This is a genomic window from Leptospira sp. B5-022 (assembly GCF_000347035.1).
Lineage (GTDB): Bacteria > Spirochaetota > Leptospiria > Leptospirales > Leptospiraceae > Leptospira_B > Leptospira_B cinconiae.
In genome coordinates, this window is record NZ_ANIJ01000015.1 from 156,896 (window position 1) to 171,822 (window position 14,927).

13 protein-coding genes are annotated in these 14,927 nt (G+C 42.2%); 5 read left to right on the forward strand and 8 right to left on the reverse strand.

Annotation, left to right across the window (positions count from 1 at the left end):
* Positions 1-6 precede the first annotated feature (6 nt).
* On the forward strand, positions 7-1,026 hold the full coding sequence (locus LEP1GSC192_RS06465) for an aldo/keto reductase (protein WP_020769373.1): 1,020 nt from the start codon (positions 7-9) through the stop codon (positions 1,024-1,026).
* On the opposite strand, the gene LEP1GSC192_RS06470 is transcribed toward LEP1GSC192_RS06465, so the two are convergent.
* From LEP1GSC192_RS06470 to LEP1GSC192_RS06490, 5 genes are all read right to left on the reverse strand, one after another.
* A complete protein-coding gene (locus tag LEP1GSC192_RS06470; protein ID WP_020769152.1) occupies positions 1,027-1,725 on the reverse strand; it encodes a hypothetical protein in 699 nt (232 codons plus the stop codon).
* Positions 1,726-1,832: 107 nt separating this feature from the next.
* Positions 1,833-2,522: a TrkA family potassium uptake protein gene (locus LEP1GSC192_RS06475; RefSeq protein WP_020769347.1), complete on the reverse strand. Its 690-nt coding sequence runs from the start codon at positions 2,520-2,522 to the stop codon at positions 1,833-1,835.
* A gap of 12 nt (positions 2,523-2,534) precedes the next feature.
* Entirely contained in the window at positions 2,535-4,337 is a 1,803-nt protein-coding gene (locus LEP1GSC192_RS06480; RefSeq protein ID WP_020769232.1) for a TrkH family potassium uptake protein, read from the reverse strand.
* A 6-nt stretch (positions 4,338-4,343) separates the two neighbouring features.
* Positions 4,344-5,117, reverse strand: coding sequence for a hypothetical protein (locus LEP1GSC192_RS06485; protein ID WP_020769101.1), 774 nt, complete (start codon positions 5,115-5,117; stop codon positions 4,344-4,346).
* 2 nt (positions 5,118-5,119) lie between these two features.
* Positions 5,120-6,445, reverse strand: a complete 1,326-nt coding sequence (locus LEP1GSC192_RS06490) for an adenosine/AMP deaminase (RefSeq protein ID WP_020769335.1) — start codon at positions 6,443-6,445, stop codon at positions 5,120-5,122.
* A gap of 109 nt (positions 6,446-6,554) precedes the next feature.
* Here LEP1GSC192_RS06490 and LEP1GSC192_RS06495 point away from each other — a divergent pair, with 109 nt between their 5' ends.
* Positions 6,555-7,919 (forward strand): MATE family efflux transporter, encoded by a 1,365-nt coding sequence (locus LEP1GSC192_RS06495; RefSeq protein WP_020769205.1) that lies wholly within the window; start codon positions 6,555-6,557, stop codon positions 7,917-7,919.
* 99 nt (positions 7,920-8,018) lie between these two features.
* Positions 8,019-9,041, forward strand: a complete 1,023-nt coding sequence (gene gmd, locus LEP1GSC192_RS06500; RefSeq protein ID WP_020769182.1) for a GDP-mannose 4,6-dehydratase — start codon at positions 8,019-8,021, stop codon at positions 9,039-9,041.
* A 36-nt stretch (positions 9,042-9,077) separates the two neighbouring features.
* On the opposite strand, the gene LEP1GSC192_RS06505 is transcribed toward gmd, so the two are convergent.
* The 3 genes from LEP1GSC192_RS06505 to LEP1GSC192_RS06515 form a co-directional block, all read right to left on the reverse strand.
* Positions 9,078-10,295, reverse strand: coding sequence for a Crp/Fnr family transcriptional regulator (locus tag LEP1GSC192_RS06505; protein WP_020769083.1), 1,218 nt, complete (start codon positions 10,293-10,295; stop codon positions 9,078-9,080).
* 96 nt (positions 10,296-10,391) lie between these two features.
* Positions 10,392-10,979, reverse strand: coding sequence for a tol-pal system YbgF family protein (locus LEP1GSC192_RS06510; protein WP_020769412.1), 588 nt, complete (start codon positions 10,977-10,979; stop codon positions 10,392-10,394).
* A gap of 60 nt (positions 10,980-11,039) precedes the next feature.
* Positions 11,040-11,324: a hypothetical protein gene (locus LEP1GSC192_RS06515; RefSeq protein WP_036089219.1), complete on the reverse strand. Its 285-nt coding sequence runs from the start codon at positions 11,322-11,324 to the stop codon at positions 11,040-11,042.
* Between the two features lie 950 nt (positions 11,325-12,274).
* Between LEP1GSC192_RS06515 and LEP1GSC192_RS06525 the strand changes: the two genes are divergently transcribed.
* Both LEP1GSC192_RS06525 and LEP1GSC192_RS06530 read left to right on the forward strand, forming a co-directional pair.
* Positions 12,275-13,609 (forward strand): TolC family protein, encoded by a 1,335-nt coding sequence (locus LEP1GSC192_RS06525; RefSeq protein WP_020769086.1) that lies wholly within the window; start codon positions 12,275-12,277, stop codon positions 13,607-13,609.
* A 152-nt stretch (positions 13,610-13,761) separates the two neighbouring features.
* Positions 13,762-14,916, forward strand: coding sequence for an efflux RND transporter periplasmic adaptor subunit (locus LEP1GSC192_RS06530; RefSeq protein WP_157186895.1), 1,155 nt, complete (start codon positions 13,762-13,764; stop codon positions 14,914-14,916).
* Positions 14,917-14,927 lie beyond the last annotated feature (11 nt).

A 14,927-nucleotide genomic window follows, 5' to 3' on the forward strand; every position in this document is an offset into this window, starting at 1 on the left:
GTAAGAATGAAAAAAAGAAGGCTTGGAAAAACCGGTATGGTGGTTTCCGAAATTTGTATGGGCACCATGACTTTCGGTTCCACTTGTGATGAAAAGGAAGCGCATCGTATTTTGGATAAGGCCTTCGATTCAGGTATAGATTTTTATGATACTGCGGAGATCTATCCTGTTCCTCCCGAAGCGGAGTACGTTCACGCCACTGAAAAAATTTTCGGCAATTGGCTGAAGACTAAAAAGAGAGAATCTATTCTGATCGCCACCAAGGTTTGTGGACCGGGTCATGGATGGTTTACTCCTCCTGTGAGAGAAGGTAAGACCGCATTAGATCGCAGAAATATCAAAGTTGCGATCGAAGGTAGTTTAAAAAGACTCGGAACCGATTATATAGATTTATACCAAACTCATTGGCCGGATCATGATTTCGGATACGAAGAAACCTTGGAAGCTTTGACCGAATTGATAGACGAAGGCAAAGTCAGATATATAGGAAGTAGCAACGAAACCGCCTGGGGAACCATGAAAAGCCTGGAAGTTTCCCGCACGAATAAAATTGCAAGGTACGAATCCATCCAAAATAATTTCAGCATTCTGAACAGAAGGTTCGAAGATGCTCTTTCCGATATTTGTAGAAGAGAACAGATCAGCCTTCTTCCTTACTCTCCTTTAGCAGGAGGAGTTCTGACAGGAAAATACAACGGACCTATTCCACCCGAAAACGCAAGATTTACGCGTTATGCAAAACTTCCTACGGAAAGACAAAGAAGAATGGCGAATCGTTTTTTGAACGAAGGCACACTTGCTTCTACAAAAGATCTGATGGAAATCGCAAAGGAGGCAGGGATCAGCGTGACCACTCTTTCGGTCGCTTGGTCCAAACAACACGATTACGTGGCTTCTACCATTATCGGGGCCAACACTGTAGAACAATTGGAAGAAAGTTTAAAGGCCGCAAATTTGATCCTATCGGATGATATTTTAAAAAAGATAGACGAGGTCTCTAAAAAGATCCCTTATCCGATGGGATGATCAATCGCCTCTCCAAACTTCCTCTTCGGAGATGACTTCATGCTTTTCTCCGGCGAAATTAGGAAATGATTTAAAAAAACCTGTGATCAGATAAGGGATCACATCGAACATCGGCCCGGACCTACCTTCTCCTTCCACGTTTGCTTTTAAAAGTACGCTGGAAGGAAGTCCTCTATAACGTTTTCCGTCATAGATCACTATTCTAAAGATCACATCGTAAAAGTTTTCATAATAAGGGCTGGAACCTGAAATCCGAGAATTGCCGAAATTTCCCATAAATGCAAAAGGGGAATATCCTCCAGCACTCCCTAAAATAGGCACTGCGGCTAATCGGCTGGAAGTTCCGCCGTAAGAGTGGTATCTCATCCCTCTGGCGCTAGTCCATCCACCGAAGGCGCCCAGATCCGCTTTATGATCGATCACACTTCCTCTCGGAAAAATTAATATATCATAATGTACTAATTGGTCCGCTCTGGAAATATCCACTTCCCTATAACCCTTCTCCGCAAATTTTTCACGGATCAAGTCTTCGTTCTCGCGGATCAGAATAGGCGGCGCTTGGCCTAAAAACGGAAGAAACGCGTAGGTTTTTTCGTAGTAGCGGATATGATCTGATCTTTCCACCTCTACCTGGGATTTTACCTGGAGAGGAGAACAAAAATTGAATCCTAATAATAGCAAGAGGACCAGAACTCTCATAACATTATTTCGACCGGATCGAATTGGATTTTACTCCCAAATCGAATCGTTTTCATTTAAAATTCGGTAGTTTAGTTTGAAAATTTCAAAAGGACCTACAAACCTACCTAACGAATTCCGATCATTTGTTCCAGATCTTCCGTTTTTCCGAACAGCACTAGTATATCCCCTTCCGCCAATACAAGATTAGGAGAAGGAATACCTAAAACTTCTTCGTCTTTTCGGTCAGATTTTCTTCTGGTATTTTTAGGTCTTTTGACTGTGATCAGATTTAAGTTCCAATCTTCTCTGAGTTTGGCTCCTTGTACCGTTTTACCTTGCATATGTTTCGGGACCATGGCTTCCAAAATCCTATAATCTTGTCCAAGCAAGGTGACACCTTTTACACTGCTATTAGCAAGTTGCTCCGCCATAGAATGAGCCGCTTGTTCTTCCGGGTTGAATAAGTTCTCAATTCCTAACATTTGCAAAACTCTTTTATTCAGATCGGACTGATAACGGGCGAATATATTGATAGCTCCTATTTTTTTTAAAGCATCCGCTGTCACGATCAGATTTTCGAAATTATCCCCGATTGCCAATACGACAGCGTCCATTTCGTCCAAACCGTGTTCTTTCAATTCGGATTCGTCCGTGGAATCGATCGCGACACAGTAAGTCGAAAATTCTCTAATACGATCTATCTTGTTTTTATCCTGATCGACTGCAGTGACTTCTTGCCCGTCTTCGTATAATCTTTTTACGAGTTCGATCCCGAAATCTCCGAGGCCTATGACTGCGATCCTTTTCTTTCTCATTCGAACCTTCCTTTAACCGACCACGACATATTCTTCCGGATACCAATATCTTCTGGGTTTCCGTTTCGGAACAAAAGCCAATAATACGGTTAGCACTCCAACCCTTCCCACAAACATTACAAAACACAAAATTAGTTTTCCGGGATCCTCTAACTGAGAAGTGACCCCTCTAGAAAGACCGGTGGTTCCGTAAGCGGAAACTACTTCGAAACAAATATCTAGAAATGGTAAAGGTTTCTCGAAACAGACCAAAAAAAAGATACCTAAGAATATTATAAACATAGAAAGTACGATTGCAACGGAGGCTCTGGAAAGAGAATTTTCCGCGACGGTTCTTCCGAAAACATCCACTCTTTCCTTTCCGGTAAAAAATTGATAAAACTGTAAAACGGCAAGCGCTAATGTGGAAGTTTTGATCCCACCTCCTGTAGAATTTGGGGAAGCGCCCACCCACATCAGAAATAGGCTCACGAACACCATAGGTATTCCCATGGAGGAGATGTCCAAAGTATTAAATCCTGCAGTCCTTGCGGTAACCGAATAGAATAAAGAATGGAATGCCTGGTCGTACCAATATAAGTCCTTCAAACTGTAATTTTTTTCCAATACCCAGTAGGAAATCCAACCAAAGAGTAATAGAATGACGGTCGTAATCAGGATAAGTTTAGAGCCCAAAGAAAAACGATGTCTAAAAGATTCTCCATCGAATCTGATTTTTTTCAAGAGTTGATTTACGGTGGGAAATCCTAAGCCTCCGAATACGATCAGGACCATTAAAACGGAAAGTAATGAATAAGACCCCTTCAAATGGGGGTCCGCTAGTCCTTTAGGAAAAAGTGCAAACCCTGCATTACAAAATCCTGTTATAGAATGAAATACGGACTGAAAGATAAGTTCTCTTTGTGAAAATCCCAACTCTTTAGGAAATGTTAAATATAAAAAAACGGAACCTACCCCTTCTATCGCAAATGTCTGGTAAGCGACCTGTTTTAAGATGGAACCCGCTCTTCCAATGGTTTCTTGGCTAAATAGATCCTTAACGATCAGTTTTTCCGTAACGGAAACTTGTCCTTCTAAGACCAATGCGAAGAATACGGTCAAAGTCATCAGTCCCAAACCGCCTAACTGCACAAGCACCATCAAGATCACCTGTCCGGTCCCGGTCAGATCCTGAGAAACATCTATCGTACTAAGACCTGTGACACAAACCGCACTCACCGCAGTGAAAAAAAGATCCACTAATGGGATCGGTCTTGCTTCTGCTCTAGGAAGGCATAAGGCAGCGGTTCCTAAAAAGATCAAGATCGCAAAACTTGCTGTCATTACCAAGGAAGGAGAAATTTTTCCGAGAGAAAGTCTAGCTCTTCGTAAAAAGTGCGCAAACCCTCCGAATGCCAAAGTCAATTGGCTTAAGGATAAGAACAAGAGTACGACTTCTTCCGTTCTTTGTTGAGAAAGAATCGATTCGATCTTTTCCTCGAAGAAGAACTGTAAGATCACTATTAGGACAACAAAGGCCTCTATTTTATGAAACTTTAAATAATCGCGATACGGAGTTAATGTGAATATAAAACTCAAAAATTCATAGATTACCAAATACCAAACGATAGTTAGCGTAACTAAACGAAGTGGATGGACCCATTCAGGCGGATAATAAAATCCGTATAAAAAGATCAGTATAAAAAGAGAAATAATCCCTAAGACCCCGAATATAAACCGTAAGAAAGGTTTGATATTCTCTTCAAAAAAGAGCGAGACCCTTTCCCATTCGGAAACTATTCTTGTCCGTACATCGGGATCTAAAAGAGGATTCATATTTTATCAGAAACGAGTGCTAAAAAATTCGAATTCCATTCTGTATTCCATATTTCTGGAATACAATCCGTATCCTGGGATCGTTTTAGGATGTATCGTTTCGGAAAGTTTATCCGGTACAGTCGGATTCGGAGTCGGGCTTTGCGGTTGGTTTTCCAATTTCATACGATCATAATCCCTTAGATCCAACCAAGCATTTGCCAATGCAAGAGTGGAAGCCACACCGAATACGATCCATCCTCCCTCGAATGTTTTTTGATACCCCGGATCTACGGCGGATAACGCACCATACGCTACACCGGCGGCGATCGGAAGTGTCATAAAAAATATGATCGAAAAACGACGAAGCCTGGATTCGGTATAAGGTTGAGGATCGTTCCCGAATTCTTCTAATTTTCTTTTGCGATCTCTTGCCTGCTCTTGTTGTCGTTGCAAAGCCTCGGTATTCACTTCTCCAGTGACCGGATTAAAGAGACCTTCGTCATTTCTACCTTGGACCGGGTTCGTAGTCCTTCTGGTACCTTGGCTCCCCGAAGAAATGGGCAAACCAGTTTGGAAAGGAACTTGCACATTTCTTGGATTTACCAAAGTAGGTTTATCCATTTTAGGAGGAAGAGAATATTCCCTAAATCCATCCGGAGATTTTTCATCCTTATAATTTCTTAAATTATAATCGTACGGATCCGAAAAATCGCTTTGGTTCTGAGCGAATATCGGAAAAGAAAACGCTAAGATAATACAAAGAGCAGCTAACTTATTTAATAAAGAATAAGATCTCATCTTTAGAGCACTGCTCCTCGTTCGGATCTCATCCTTCCGGAAAGGACTTCGGATGTATATTGAAAAGAATTCTTTCTAACCTTTTCCAAAAGTCCGGAGTCCAATCCTAAACGTTCCGCCTTATCATATTCCTCTTTAATATTGGTCCCGAAAATCCCGGGATCGTCGGTAGAGATGGTAAATTTCAGATCGTTCTGAGCGAATCTGATTAACGGATGATGAGCCTTATCCCGTACCATTCCGATATACTCATTGGAACTAGGGCATGACTCGATGACCACGTTTGTATTTTTGATCCGATCCATACAATACTCTTGAAAAACCTTTGTTTCAGAGACCAGGTTTTCAGTAACGGAAATTTCCACTTTCTCCTTATGTCGGATCGAATCCAATTCGGATTCCAACTTTTTTTTGGGAGGTAATTCTCCGTATTTGGAAATTTCTTCCCAATGATCCAATTGAAATTTGAGTGTGTCTTCTCTTTCGGACACCGGTTCTAAAACTTTTTTACCAAGATATGCATAGGGATCCAAACCGATTGCGATTGCATGCCCTAGTCTATGTGCCCCCCATTCAGCCGTTTCTACAACCCATCGAGACGCGGAAAGGAGAGTTTTATCCAAGAAAGATTCCCCTACATGATAAAGAACCGCAAGCGCTGTAGAAGTTTCCGCAATATTATCTTTTTGCACTTCTTTCAAAAATTCCCTTTTCCCTTTCGGGGGAAAACCTTCTTCAATATAACAAAAATCTAATCCGACTAGATACTTTTTGATGAGGGCGTCTTTCTCCATCATCTCTTTTAGCATTTCGTATTCTTTGAATATTTCTCCGTCCCTGTGCAGGGAAACTACTAAGCGGGATTTAGCCTTCCCTGAAAGTTCGGACTCCGCATCTTCAAAACCTTCGCAGGCAGCTAACGTTTTAGAATAAATCCCTTCATAGGTTTCGAGCGGGGAATACATGATACGATATTCTCCAAAAGTTACTCCTTCTTCGTATTGGTCCTTGCTTATATGTTTGGATACAAATTTGATCTCTTGAGGATCAAATTTAGAAAGTGCAATGATCAGGTTAAACTTTGCCTGGAATTCGGGAAAAGGACCTTGGTGATTGAATAAGTAGATCTTTTTAAAATCTTCCAAAGATTTATAATCTTCGAAGAATGTCGCAGCGTTAATGGACCTACCGTAAAGTTCCTGGAAAGGTTTCGTAAAAATTTCCCAACGAGGGGAAGGATTATTCAATCCGATCTGCCTAAGAAGTTCAGGTTTCAGACTACCGTATAAATGATTATGAAGATCTGCAAATCCTAGATTCGAGTCCATGTATCCTTCTACACTTTTAAGTCATCTTAACTCTATCGTTACCGGGATAAACCGTTTTTCATCGAAAAAATGTTGTTCGCACAACCCTCCTTTCAAAGCTGGAAACTACTTGGATCCTTTATATAAAAAAATTCTCAGACTCTATCGCCCAAGCAGATTAAACGTTAAAATCCTTTCCTTAGCGTTACCGGTTGTTTTCGGAATGCTTAGTCAATCCTTAGTTTGGATCACGGATACGGTTATGGTCGGATACTTAGGCCAAAATGCGATCGCGGCCATAGGCATAGGCGGGACCTGTTATTATACTCTTGTTGCATTCCTAATCGGATTTTCCATGGGAGTGCAGATCATAGTCGCAAGAAGATTTGGAGAAGGTAAAAAATCCGAAATCGGAAAAGTAGGAGTTTCTACACTTTATCTTTCCGTATTTTTAGGATGTATCCTATCCATATCCGGCCCTTGGGTTTCAGAAGAGCTTATGTTTTGGATCGGTCCAGAAAGAACGGTCAACGCGCTCGGAACGGAATATTTATACTTTAGATTTATAGGCAGCGGATTTTATTTTTTAGGATTCTGTTTTAGAGGATTTATGGACGGCCTTGGATTTACCAAGGCAGGATTTGTTTCGATGGCGGTAACTACTATCGCAAATATAATCTTTAATTGGATGCTGATCTACGGAAACCTAGGATTTTCTCCCATGGGGATCGGAGGAGCTGGCCTTGCATCTTCCATCGCTGGCCTAGCCGGGCTCTTAGTATTCCCTATATTCTTTTTTTATTATAAATTAGAAGAATATTTCGAAGGAGTAAACCTTCTCCCCAGCAAAGAACATTTGATCGAAATTTTCAAAGTAGGGCTCCCTCCCGGCTTTGAAGAAGGATTTGTCAATATTGCATTTGTGATCTTCTCCAAGATCCAAGGATTGATCTCGGTACTTGCGGTCGCAGCATCCAATGTTTTGTTTTCTACCTTAAGTTTTGCATTTTTACCCGGATACGCATTCGGAGTAGCCGCGACCACGATCTTAGGGCAAGCCATGGGAGCCAAAAAATATAAACTAGCATATCATTCGGCATTTCGTTCCGCATTTATTTCCGCGCATGTAATGGGATTCATCGGTTTATGTTTTATCTTTTTAGGAAAAACGATCGTGTATGCGATGACCAGGGATCAGGCCCTGGTGGAAGAATGTTATCCTGTGTTACTATTATTAGGAGTTATTCAAATCGGAGACGCTTACCACATGGTTATCGGTGCCGCTTTAAGAGGAGCCGGTCTACAGAACTATGTCTTTAGGATCTATATTCTTCTTACGTATGTAGTAATGCTTCCACTGTCTTATCTTTTCGGGATCGTATGGAAAGGCGGAACTCTTGGGATCTGGGCCGCAATATTCGTTTGGATCGGATCGCTTTCCCTGATTTTCATTTATGAATTCAGAAAGAAAAATTGGGTGAAAGGGACGGTTTAATCCCCTGATCGGAAGTCCCACAAAAGGTGGAATTTGAGACCGGTTCGGTAATCTAATCCTTCTTGCCCCAATAACAAAGCCGGGGTTTTTGGTTCCAGAATGAAAAAGGCGCTTATTACAGGGATCACGGGACAGGACGGATCCTATCTTACCGAACTTCTTTTGGAAAAAAAATACGAAGTACACGGGATCGTTCGCAGAACCAGTTCCTTAAATCGGGATCGGATCGAACATCTAAGAGGAAATCCTCACCTTTTTCTGCATTACGGGGACTTAACCGATTCCAGTAACCTAAACCGGGTTTTGGAAAAAGTCCAACCGGATGAAATTTATAACTTAGCCGCACAATCTCATGTGGGAGTTTCTTTCGAAGTCCCCGAGTACACAGCGGAAGTGGACGCAGTCGGAACTTTACGAATTTTAGATGCGATCAAACAAACAGGAGTCAAATCCAGATTCTACCAAGCTTCTACTTCCGAATTGTACGGAAAAGTGCAGGCCGTTCCTCAGGACGAAAAAACTCCCTTCTATCCTAGATCTCCTTACGCAGTCGCAAAATTATACGCGTTCTGGGCGGTAGTAAACTATAGAGAAGCATTCGGATTACATGCTTCTAACGGAATTTTATTCAATCATGAATCTCCAAGAAGGGGAGAAGGTTTTGTAACCAGAAAGATCACTCTCGGAGTCGCGGGCCTGGTTTCCGGAAAAGGTGGGCCGATCCATTTAGGGAACCTGGACGCAAAACGAGACTGGGGATATGCACCTGATTACGTAAATATGATGTGGATGATGTTACAACAATCAGAGCCGGACGATTACGTTGTGGCCACCAACGAAACTCATACCGTCAGAGAATTTATAGAAGAATCTTTCCGACATCTGGACATTCAAGTAGAATGGAAAGGAAAGGGAGACCAAGAGAAGGGTTATAATAAGAAAGACGGAAAACTTTTAATCGAAGTAGATCCTTCTTTTTACAGACCGACCGAAGTGGATCTTCTGATAGGAGATCCTGCAAAGGCAAAAGCAAAACTAGGTTGGGAACCTAAGGTCAAGTTCAAAGAACTAGTAGAGATTATGATTAAAGCTGACTGTAAAGCTTTCGGGATCAATATCTAAGGACCGCTTTGCGTAAGCGAGCCTCTCAATATATACTTAAGCACGTTTTTTGATCTTAGCGTCTATCTGGGATTTTTTCCGGAACGCTTGTACTAATTTTTCCAATTCCACAAGATCCGTGCAGGAAATTTTCCCCTGATCCAATTTGATAAATTTGTTTTTGGAGATCAGATCCAGAACCAAGTTCTCGTCCTTTGGATACGTCAATCCCACCATCTTGATCAAGTCTTTAGTACCGATCTCGAAATTGTAGGTGGATTTAGGAATAACTTTGACCCTATTTTTCTCCACAAGAGTGAGTAACGTATCGGCGATCCTTCCCTGAGGATCGGAAATAAGCAAGTTAGCGAGCTGTTTATATGCAGTCCAAATCCTTTCCGAAAGAAGAGTGATTAGCCTTGTCGCCAATTGAGGCTGAGCCTTGACCATTCCCTCGAAGTTTGCCTTATTGATCGCAAGGAGTTGCACTTCACCCCAGGCAATCGCCGACGCGGATCTAGGTTTATTATCTAAAAGTGCCATTTCTCCGAAGATATCCCCGCTTTGTAAAACGGCGAGAAGCACTTCGTTAGAGTCTACGATCTTAGTGATCTTCACTCTTCCGTGCTGGATGATATACAATTCTCTACCAGGCTCATGCTCGCAAAAGATCATTTCGTTATCGCCGTACGCACGATTGAACTTGGTATAATCTATCGGAGAAGGAGCAACCGGTTGATTAACGGTCTGTAATTTCAATTTTGCCTGAGTGGCAAACTGACCGTTAGGAAGATATTGCAGATATTTTTGGAATGCGTATGCGGCATGAAGAGTGTTCTTCTGGTTAAAGTAATACTCACCGATCGCAAACAACTGATTCGGGTCTTCTTCAATTGCAGTACGGAAAGACAGACGAGTGATCGTAGAGTCGAACTGTCTGAGTTTCATCGAAAAGTAGCGAATGATCTTCATCGCTACCGGAGTATTTTTTTGGATCAGAGTTCCAAACTGATCATAACTTACCTGAATTAAAGAAACATCGGTAAGAGCTATCGCAGATTCGATCTGAGCGTGTTGGCTCATCGCAGCGACAACACCGAAAAAATCCCCCGGGCCCAAAAGTTGGTTCGGATCCTCTCCTACTACTTGGTTTTCGCGGGCGACCCTGACCTTGCCTTGTCGGATGATAAAGAAATTGTGTGCCTCTTTCTTGCCTTCGACGATGACATAGGACCCTTTCGGGTAATTCACGATTTGAAAGAAGCCGTTGGACATACTTACCAGAGATTAAAAATTTCTTCCGTGGGAATTCAACTATAAACTAGTATCGGCTCGCGATCGGAGAATTCGGACCGAAATCCGAGTATTTCCTTATTTTTCGCGACAAGATTCCCCTTCCGGAGAAGGTTCTTCCCCATCCGAAAGTAGATCGATGCCGGAGAATTCCAGGGCGGCTTTTTCTGCCATGGCTCTGGAGTAAGATTGTCTGCAAATAGAGGAGAAAATCTGCTTCGCCTGGTCGATTTCTCCCATCTTGGCCAGGAGGCGCCCGGCTTCCAAGTAGGATTCTAATCCGAATTCTCCAGTCGGTTCCATTTTATAAAGATCCAGACTGACTTCTAAAGCTTTCTCCGGGCGATCCAATTTCAGAAAACAATCTTTCAGAAGGCTAAGTACCCTGTTTTTTTTAGGATTCCCTGGATAAAGTACCAGGAAGTTACGAAGACTTTCCGCCGACTTGTAAAATCGACGGTCCTTATAGGCTTCTTCGGCGATCCTAAACAGAATATCCGGATCGGATGGCCCTTGTTTGGAAGGATTTTCCCCTTGGCCGAATGTGGAGAAGGAGACTGAAAAAAGTATAAGGAAAAAGATTAGGATTCGGGAGAGGCGAAACGTTCTGAAAGCATTGTTCGAAAAAGGAAAACGTATGCTCTTAAAATAAAATCCGGAAAACAAGAATACCTACCAGAGCAAAAGCTCTTTATAGATTATCAGCCGTTTTCCGGATTTTATGAACTACTTTTTTTTATCTATTTTCTTCCGGTGGAATTCGCAGAGGCGATACAACCTGCCAGTAGACGGATTTTTTTTACCTACTTTAGTGCCGCTGACGATACAAAGACCTTCTTTCCTTCTCCTTTGGTAAAGGAGCTGAACCCTCTCCGCCCCAGACAGGTTGTATTTACTAACCTGAATCCGAAATCCTTTGTAGAGGTAATTACCAATCGCTTCAACAGCTTGAGTTTTTACCCCGGCGATGATCTTTTCCAAATCATCGTTAGTGACTTTCTTTGGTTTCATAAATGTTAACTGACGTAACAACAGTTATATTCTTACAAAAGTAGTAAAGTGTTTTTAATTTTCCGCATAACACAACATAAAATTTTTTGACAAAACTCGTATTAGGTTGCTGTTTTTTTAATAAATTTCTTCGTCAGAGGACCTCACTGTTTCGGCTAACGATTAAAATAATCGATTATTTCGCCCGGGGCAACGTTAAGTCGTTTTACACCAATTCTCGATAAATATGGAAATTTATTTCCATAGCTCTGACATATAACGGAGAACGCATTAGGCGATTATAGCAAAATAAAATGATTTAAACTAACGGTGAAAAGCCGAGCCTTAAGGGATAGGGAAACGGATACTATTCCCGCTAAAAAATCGTTACTTGAAGGCTTGATGTCCGAGACTGTACTCCTGGCAGGAAATGGCGGAATTTCTACCAGAAGCCATCAAGATACTCATACGTTGTGCGGTATCCGCATCTTGCTCTAATCGTCCAATCAGCACTTGAGTAATATTTACGCTGACTTTCTGTATTAATGTCAGCCTGAGGTTCATGCACGTAAAAACGAAAAGGGTCGCAGAAATTCATCTGTTCCACTTTCTTTGACCCAGGTTCAAATTGGCAATGAGGCGGCTGCTCTCCTCTTAAACGTTTATCATTCGTTATGTGAATGATAGTTCGGTTAATTTCCATATTCTTTATCGAATAATCAAGGAAACTTAAAGTTTCCAAAATATCCTCATTTATCTGAGTTAACCGACACAGCATTCTATAACTTATCGCCTGTTTGGCACTCGCCAGGAGGCCTCGATCTATTGCTTTGATGAAAATCAAGCCGAATCTCCGGTCTAACTACGAAATCCGATTTGACTGCTCCTCTCTCGCTTAAGAGAATCTGAGTTTCAATATCTCCATTAGCGAAACGATCTTTATCCTCGGTAAAGGCGAAAGGAGCCACGGCTTGGAAACGAAAGTTGTCTGTTCTCTGTCGATTTTAACACTGCTTGCCTGCTCCACACCGGACTCGACTGCAAACCTAAGATCTTCGGAAGAGAATGTCCGACAAACCGGATATAAGCTGGAAAGAAATTCCAAGGAAAAATTGATCGGGTTTACTGCAGACACTCCTTTAGCGGACTACTTGGAAGAAGGGATCATTAATAATCCGGAAGTTGGGGCGGCTTATTTTAAATGGAAAGAGTCTTTTTTAAAATCCAAAATAGAAGGTGCTTTGGAGGATCCAAAACTTACCTTCCAAGCGGATATTAAAATGACTGTGATGTCCTTTATGCCCGGGTTGATGCTCGATCTGTTCGGGCCAGGTAAAAGAGCTTTGCGAAAGGATATCGCCCTAGCGGAAGCAGATGCGGATTATTATAGATATCGCCAAACCGTTTTGCGGGTATTGCACACTCTGATCGAGATTTACTATAGATATCATTTGGTCCATAAGAAGGTCGAAATTAATAAAAAGATGCTGCGAGTTCTCGCAGACATCGAAAAAATCTCTAGATCTGGGTTCGAAGTCGGTCGATTCACTTTAATCGACGCTTTGCGAACCCAAGTGGAACAATCTAAAAATGCTTTAGAGATTCGTAATTTAGAGGACTCCGAAAATCCTTTGCGTTATTCATGGGCGGTAAATCTCGGGATCAATCCAAAACAGGAAAAAGTCCCCTTTCCGAATTACATTCCTATCCAATCGGAATTTTTGGAATCCGAAGCCATCTACGAAGTTGCTTTCGAAAACAATCCTCTATTAAAAGAAATGGAATCCGAAGTACGAATGGCCGAAAAGATGCTGGAACTGGCAAATAAATCCAAGGTCCCGGATTTTGCCGTGGGTTTGATGACTGATTTTGCAACAAACCCTACGATGTTTCGGCCGACCGGTTTTGTCACTCTTCCGATCTGGCGGGAAAAAATCGAGGGCATCATAGGATCCTCGGCTGCCGCAAAGGAAGGAGCCAAAAAAAAATATACGAAGGAATTGATCTCTTTGGTCTCCGACTTTTCGGAAAAATTATACAAATATCGCGAAATCAATCGTAATCTGAACGCTCTATCGAAGGACTTCCTACCGAAGATCGAAAAAACTTTTGAAGTCGGATTAAGCGGCTATTCAGCGGGTAAGATCGATTTCGTCACTCTACTGACGATCGAAAGGGAGGTCTTGGAATTTCAGATCGTGCAGGCTGAATTGAGTGTGGAAAGAGAGATTTTGATCGCCGAGATCAAGCACTTATTGATGGGGATACCGCTCGGAAAATTGGATGAAAAGGTATTACAGCCATGATGGAAAATAAATTCCGAAAAGCTTTCGGCAGAATTGTAATTTGGATCTTTTGTCTTTTGTGGGTTTTTTACTGCGGAAAATCGCCAAAGAATGATCGTGCGGCGGAGGATCACTCAGGGCACTCTGCCCCCAGTCCGTTACAAGAAGGAGAGATGGAGCTCTCCGAAGAGCAGCTAAATCTGATCCACTTGGAGACTTCTCCAATCATAAAAAAGGAACTTTCCGTAAATATCAATGCCGTCGGGAAAGTACAGATTAACGAAGAGTCAGTTTCATTGATTACGAGCAGGTTTGACGGGTATGCGGAAAAGCTGTACGTCAATTATGTAGGCCTTCCGATCAATAAAGGTGATCATATCCTGGATGTATACAGCCCGGAATTAGTTTTAGCCGAGAGGGAGTTCCTGCTAGCGGAAGAAATCGATTCACTTTCGGGACTTACCGATTCCGCCAAGGCCAAATTACTTAGATACGGTCTAACCGAAGCTCAAGTAGCTCAATTAAAGGAATCCAAAAAAATCCAGGATAAGATCACAATAAGGTCCCCCGTAAAAGGAATCGTATTAGAAAAATCTATATTAGAAAAAGGAGCAATTAAGACAGGAGACGCCTTATACAAACTTGCGAATCTGGAATCGGTCTGGGTCTATCTGGAATTGTACGAGTATGAATATCCGCTTATCCGCTACGGCCAAATAGTCACACTGACGGCGGACGCTTATCCAATGGACACCTTTAACGCTAGGATCTGGTTTGCCAGACCGGAACTGAATGAAGACACCAGGACCTTAAGAGTGTTAGCAAACGTGGACAACAGGTCTCTAAAACTTAAACCTGGGATGTTCGTACACGCAAAAGTGAACATTCCCATCCTCTCCGACGGCTCTCCTGCACCGACAGGAGTCGAAGGTAAATATTCTTGTCCTCTGCATCCAACCGTGATCCGTTCTCGACCGGGAACTTGTCCGATTTGCGGAATGGATCTAGTGCAAATCCCGAAATTCGAAGGAGGGACATCTTCCGGCGCCGGTCGTGTTTCACTTGCCGTTCCTATAAGTGCGGTTTTGGATAGCGGACTTAGAAAAGTAGTCTACGTGGAATTAGAGAGAGGAAAATACGCGGTCCGAAACGTGATCGTCGGCTCAAAATCCGGAGATTATTTTCCTGTCCTGGACGGACTCAAAGAAGGGGAACTTGTAATAACCAAGGGAGGGTTTTTACTGGACAGTCAGTTTCAGATCAAGGGACTCCCAAGTATGATGAACGATTCAAAAACGACTTCTCCCGTAAAGACACACTCTCATTAGGTATTGGGATT

Coding starts and splice junctions, on each gene's coding strand:
- LEP1GSC192_RS06530 (WP_157186895.1), top strand. CDS start 13,762: ATGGAGCTCTCCGAAGAGCAGCTAAATCTGATCCACTTGGAGACTTCT.
- LEP1GSC192_RS06475 (WP_020769347.1), bottom strand. CDS start 2,522: ATGAGAAAGAAAAGGATCGCAGTCATAGGCCTCGGAGATTTCGGGATC.
- LEP1GSC192_RS06485 (WP_020769101.1), bottom strand. CDS start 5,117: ATGAGATCTTATTCTTTATTAAATAAGTTAGCTGCTCTTTGTATTATC.
- LEP1GSC192_RS06470 (WP_020769152.1), bottom strand. CDS start 1,725: ATGAGAGTTCTGGTCCTCTTGCTATTATTAGGATTCAATTTTTGTTCT.
- LEP1GSC192_RS06515 (WP_036089219.1), bottom strand. CDS start 11,324: ATGAAACCAAAGAAAGTCACTAACGATGATTTGGAAAAGATCATCGCC.
- gmd (WP_020769182.1), top strand. CDS start 8,019: ATGAAAAAGGCGCTTATTACAGGGATCACGGGACAGGACGGATCCTAT.
- LEP1GSC192_RS06490 (WP_020769335.1), bottom strand. CDS start 6,445: ATGGACTCGAATCTAGGATTTGCAGATCTTCATAATCATTTATACGGT.
- LEP1GSC192_RS06505 (WP_020769083.1), bottom strand. CDS start 10,295: ATGTCCAACGGCTTCTTTCAAATCGTGAATTACCCGAAAGGGTCCTAT.
- LEP1GSC192_RS06465 (WP_020769373.1), top strand. CDS start 7: ATGAAAAAAAGAAGGCTTGGAAAAACCGGTATGGTGGTTTCCGAAATT.
- LEP1GSC192_RS06480 (WP_020769232.1), bottom strand. CDS start 4,337: ATGAATCCTCTTTTAGATCCCGATGTACGGACAAGAATAGTTTCCGAA.